Below are 787 nucleotides of genomic sequence, written 5' to 3' on the forward strand. Positions count from 1 at the left end.
GACGGCCGCCCTGATGCTGGAGGCCCTGGGCGCCACCGACGGCGCCAGCCGCGACGCCGCCCTCGTCCACTTCGTCGGCCGGGTCGGCCCCGAGGGGGCGGCCGCCCTGCGCGCCGCCCTCGACCGGGTCGGCGGCCAGGGCGCCCCCTGACGCGCGGATCACCGCCGGGACCGGCGCGGGCGTGACCGCGTTCCTGCTCGGCGCCCTCGGCCTGGGCCTGTCCCTCGTCGTGCCCGGCGTCCTGGCCCGCGCCCGCTGGACCGCCCGGGAACCGCGCGCCGCCGTCGTGCTCTGGCAGGCCGTCACCCTGGCCTCGGTGCTCTCCGCCATCGGCGTCGTCCTCGTCGGCCCCGAGGAGGTCGTGCGCGCCGAGGGCTCCGGCACCGTCGGCGCCACCGAGGCGCTCGGTGCGGCGCTGGCGGTCGCCGCGCTCATCGTCGTGCGGCTGCTGCTGGCCCTCGTCGCCGTCACGCGCCGCTCCCGCCACCGCCGCGCCCGCCACCTGCTGCTCGTCGACCTGCTCGACCGCGCCGAGCAGCGCGCCGCCCTCGACGGGCAGCTGCACGGCGAGGTCGACGCCGGCACCCTGCGCGTCCTCGACGGCGCGCTGCCCTTCGCGTACTGCCTGCCCGGGCGCTCCCCGCGCGTCGTCGTCAGCGACGGCGCGCTGCGGGTCCTGGACCCCGCGCAGGTGCGCGCCGTCCTCGCCCACGAGCAGGCCCACCTGCGCGCCCGCCACGACCTCGTCCTGGAGTCCTTCGCGGCCGTCTCCCGCGCCGTGCCCAC

Annotated in this window: 1 protein-coding gene; it reads left to right on the forward strand. The window is 79.9% G+C overall.

The window, feature by feature from the left end; translation table 11 throughout:
* Positions 1-182: 182 nt before the first annotated feature.
* On the forward strand, positions 183-787 hold a 605-nt coding region (locus ABEB16_RS20595; RefSeq protein ID WP_345714056.1), incomplete at its 3' end, for a M56 family metallopeptidase.

Origin of the sequence: Kineococcus glutinatus, from assembly GCF_039542765.1 — a bacterium.
GTDB lineage: Bacteria > Actinomycetota > Actinomycetes > Actinomycetales > Kineococcaceae > Kineococcus_A > Kineococcus_A glutinatus.